The sequence below is a fragment of the Neoroseomonas rubea genome (assembly GCF_016106015.1).
Taxonomy (GTDB): domain Bacteria; phylum Pseudomonadota; class Alphaproteobacteria; order Acetobacterales; family Acetobacteraceae; genus Neoroseomonas; species Neoroseomonas rubea.
Genome location: NZ_JACADQ010000745.1, coordinates 1 through 604 on the forward strand (window position 1 = coordinate 1; position 604 = coordinate 604).

Genomic DNA, 604 nt, shown 5'->3' on the forward strand with positions numbered 1-604 from the left:
GCTCGAGGCCCTGGCGGCCGACGTGACGGCGCCGCGCGCGATCCGCGACCGCGCCCAGCGGATCGCTTCGGGGCTCGCCGGCTGATGCGCACCCCCACCACCCGCCGCGCCGCGCTGCTCGGCGCCGCCGGCCTGCTCGCCGGCTGCGAGACCTTCGACGACATCTTCGGCGAGCGCCGCACCCGCTTCGAGGGCGAGCGGCGCAGCGTCATGGACATGCCCGAGCGCAGTCTCGCGGCAGACGATGCCGCTGCGGGGTCCCAGGTGGTCCTGCCGCCCGCCGCGCCGCGCGCTAGCTGGCCCATGGCCGGCGGGGACGCCGCCCATGGCGGCGGCCATGTCGCCTTCGGCCCTGGCCTCGGTCGCGCCTGGTCGAGCGGCTTCGGCAGCGGCAGCGCCTATCGGCGACGCCTCACGGCTGGCCCGGTCGCGGGCAACGGCCTTGTCTTCGTCGCCGATGCCTTCGGCGAGGTCTCGGCCTTCGACCTCAGCACCGGCGGGCGGCGCTGGCGGCGCGACACGGCGCGGCGGCGCGACAGCGACGGGGCGATGGGCGCCGGCCTCGCGCTCTCCGGCGAGACGGTGTTCGCCACCACGGGCCTGT

General features: G+C 77.6%; 1 pseudogene. It reads left to right on the top strand.

The features are described 5' to 3' along the window. Positions 1–84: 84 nt before the first annotated feature. Positions 85–604: pseudogene (locus HW577_RS26180) on the top strand (PQQ-binding-like beta-propeller repeat protein); the annotation flags it as partial.